The 3,302-nt window shown below is 65.8% G+C and carries 4 protein-coding genes; 3 read left to right on the forward strand and 1 reads right to left on the reverse strand.

Going from position 1 to position 3,302, the window contains the following annotated elements:
- Window positions 1–322: DUF3579 domain-containing protein (locus tag B2J89_RS18480; RefSeq protein ID WP_169170415.1), on the reverse strand; the 322-nt coding region annotated here is incomplete at its 3' end.
- A 238-nt stretch (window positions 323–560) separates the two neighbouring features.
- Between B2J89_RS18480 and B2J89_RS18485 the strand changes: the two genes are divergently transcribed.
- From B2J89_RS18485 to B2J89_RS18495, 3 genes are all read left to right on the forward strand, one after another.
- Entirely contained in the window at window positions 561–1,757 is a 1,197-nt protein-coding gene (locus B2J89_RS18485; RefSeq protein ID WP_169170416.1) for an aspartate aminotransferase family protein, read from the forward strand.
- A 38-nt stretch (window positions 1,758–1,795) separates the two neighbouring features.
- Window positions 1,796–2,716 carry an ornithine carbamoyltransferase gene (gene argF, locus B2J89_RS18490; protein ID WP_169170417.1) on the forward strand — a complete coding sequence of 307 codons (921 nt, stop codon included), beginning with the start codon at window positions 1,796–1,798 and terminating at the stop codon, window positions 2,714–2,716.
- Between the two features lie 105 nt (window positions 2,717–2,821).
- Entirely contained in the window at window positions 2,822–3,139 is a 318-nt protein-coding gene (locus B2J89_RS18495; RefSeq protein ID WP_169170418.1) for a YkgJ family cysteine cluster protein, read from the forward strand.
- The last annotated feature ends 163 nt before the right edge of the window (window positions 3,140–3,302 follow it).

The raw sequence follows: 3,302 nt of genomic DNA on the forward strand, positions 1-3,302 counted from the left end.
AAGCCGCCTCCTGCACCACATCCGGCAGCAGACACGCCTCCACTACCTGCAATTCGTTGTCGCGCGCGAAATTCATGACGAAGTCCCAGGCCATGGGCTCGTAGTCGCGCAGCGCGTGGTTGACGACCACGCATTTGGTGCCGTTGATGACCGTGGGCACGCACCAGGGCGAATAGCACAGGTGGCTGCCCGGCTGGGCGCCGCCGGGACGAAAGCCGCTCATCACTCCCGCCAGCCGCTCGGCCCAGTCGCTCGGACGGAAGGTTTTGCCTCCGAGGGTGATGCCCTGGATGAAAACTTCTTGGGTGGAAGGTGAAGCCATCGCAGTGAGAAAGGTGAAAGTGACGGGCCGCTGCAGGATCGCTGCCTGTTGCGCCGCAACACGTGATTCTAACTCTTATATAAGAGCTGGCCCTTTCGACCCATGCCGCGCGCGCAGGGGCATTGCAGTGATGCGCAATGTTCAGCAGTCGATGCGGGAGCACACCCTAGAATCAGCACTCCGTTTTTCCGGGCCGCACCGAGCCGGCCCGCCACCCGCACCGTCTGGAGATTGCTGCATGACCGCTTTGATTGAGGCCGCCTCGCCCCACGTGATGAACACCTATGGCCGCGTGCCGATTGCGCTGTCGCACGGCCAGGGCAGCCGCGTCTGGGACGTCAACGGCAAGCAGTACCTGGACGCGCTCGGCGGCATTGCGGTCAACACCCTGGGCCACAACCACGCCCGCCTGGTGCCCGCGCTGCAGGACCAGGTCGCCAAGCTGATCCACACCTCGAACTACTACCACATCCCCGGCCAGGAGCAATTGGCCGCCAAGCTGGTGGAGCTGTCGGGCATGGCCAACGTGTTCTTCTGCAACTCGGGCCTGGAAGCCAACGAGGCGGCGCTGAAGATTGCGCGCAAGTACGGCGTGGACAAGGGCATCGAAAAACCCGAGATCGTCGTCTACGAAAAGGCCTTCCATGGCCGCTCGATCGCCACCATGTCGGCCACCGGCAACCCCAAGATCCACACCGGCTTTGGCCCGCTGGTCGACGGCTTCATCCGCGTGCCGGTCAACGACATCGAGGCCATCCGGAAAGCCACCGAGGGCAACCCCAACGTGGTCGCAGTGTTCTTCGAGACCATCCAGGGCGAGGGCGGCGTGAACCCCATGCGCATCGACTACCTGCAGCAGCTGCGCGCGCTGTGCGACGAGCGCGGCTGGCTCATGATGATCGACGAGGTGCAGTGCGGCATGGGCCGCACCGGCAAGTGGTTCGCCCACCAGTGGGCCGGCATCGTGCCCGACGTGATGCCGCTGGCCAAGGGCCTGGGCTCGGGCGTGCCGATCGGCGCCGTGGTGGCGGGCCCCCAGGCCGCGGACGTGCTGCAGCCGGGCAACCACGGCAGCACCTTCGGCGGCAACCCGCTGGCGATGCGGGCCGGCGTGGAAACGATCCGCATCATGGAAGAAGACGGCCTGCTGCAGAACGCCGCCACCGTGGGCGCGCACCTCCAGGCCGCGCTGCAGCAAGCGCTCGGCAGCCTGCCCGGGGTCAAGGAAATCCGCGGCCAGGGCCTGATGATCGGCGTCGAGTTGGCCAAGCCCTGCGGCGCCTTGGTAGGCCGCGCAGCCGAGGCGGGCCTCTTGATCAGCGTGACCGCCGACACCGTGATCCGCATCGTGCCGCCGCTGATCCTGACCACTGCCGAAGCCGACGAGATCGTCGCCCTGCTGGCCCCGCTGGTCAAAGACCTGCTGGCCGAGTGAGCGCCCCGGGCACCGCGCCCCCCTGCAACGAGACTGCCATGAAACATTACCTTCAATTCAGTGACCTCAGCGCCGACGAATACGCCTACCTGTTCGAGCGCGCCGCCCTCATCAAGAAGAAGTTCAAGGCCTACGAAAAGCACCACCCGCTGGCCGACCGCACGCTGGCCATGATCTTTGAAAAGGCCAGCACGCGCACGCGCATCAGCTTCGAGGCCGGCATGTACCAGCTCGGCGGCAGCGTGGTCCACCTGACCACGGGCGACAGCCAGCTCGGCCGCGCCGAACCCATCGACGACAGCGCCAAGGTCATCAGCCGCATGGTCGACCTGGTGATGATCCGCACCTACGAGCAGACCAAGATCGAGCGCTTTGCCGCCGACTCGCGCGTGCCGGTCATCAACGGCCTGACCAACGAGTTCCACCCCTGCCAGATCCTGGCCGACATCTTCACCTTCATCGAGCACCGCGGCAGCATCGCGGGCAAGACCGTGGCCTGGGTCGGCGACGGCAACAACATGGCCAACACGTGGCTGCAGGCCGCGCAGCTGCTCGGCTTCAAGGTGCATGTGAGCACGCCGAGCGGCTACGAAGTGGATGAGAAATTGGCCGTAGGCGCAGGCGGGGCCAGCGCCGGCAGCTATCAATTTTTCAGCAATCCGCTGGACGCCTGCCGCGGCGCCGACCTGGTCACCACCGATGTGTGGACCAGCATGGGCTACGAGGCCGAAAACGAGGAGCGCAAGAAGGCCTTTGCCGACTGGTGCGTGGACGCCGAGATGATGTCCGTGGCCCAGCCCGACGCCCTGTTCATGCACTGCCTGCCCGCGCACCGCGGCGAGGAGGTCGAGGCCGAGGTCATCGACGGCCCGCAATCGGTGGTCTGGGACGAGGCGGAAAACCGCATGCACGTGCAAAAGGCCCTCATGGAGTACCTGCTGCTCGGCCGCGTGGCCTGAAACGCCGGTGCGCTCACAGCAAAGCGCCCTTTCAACACATAGCGGCTTCGGCCGCTTTTTTGCCCTCTGTTCCATGGCGCACGCCCCGCACCGCCCTGCCTTCCCATGACCCACCCTTGCCTGACCTGCGGCGCCTGTTGCGCCAGCTTTCGCGTGGACTTCGCCATGCCAGAACTCGAAGGCTGCGGCGGCCGCGTGCCGGCGGGGCTGGCGGACCCCATCACCGACCAGCTGTGCCGCATGCGCGGCACCGACCACCGCACGCCGCGCTGCGCGGCGCTGACCGGCAAGATCGGTGAAAAAGCGGCCTGCGGCATCTACGAATGGCGCCCTTCGCCCTGCCGCGAGTTCGCGGCCGGCAGCGAGGCCTGCGAGCGGGCGCGCATGCGGCATGGGCTGCTGCCGTATCCGTCTTTGCGATGAAATCTGGCTCTAGCGCTTGTGTAGCTATCGTTTTTGTGGTTTTTGATGTTCCAAGGGGGCGCTTTTTGCCGAGGCTGCTGGCCGGGATGTGCGCCCGGCAGCGCAGTAACTTTCTCTTGGTCGCCAAGAGAAAGTCACCAAAGAGAAGGCGACCCGAAGTCTG

The sequence above is a fragment of the Acidovorax sp. SRB_24 genome (genome assembly GCF_012931925.1).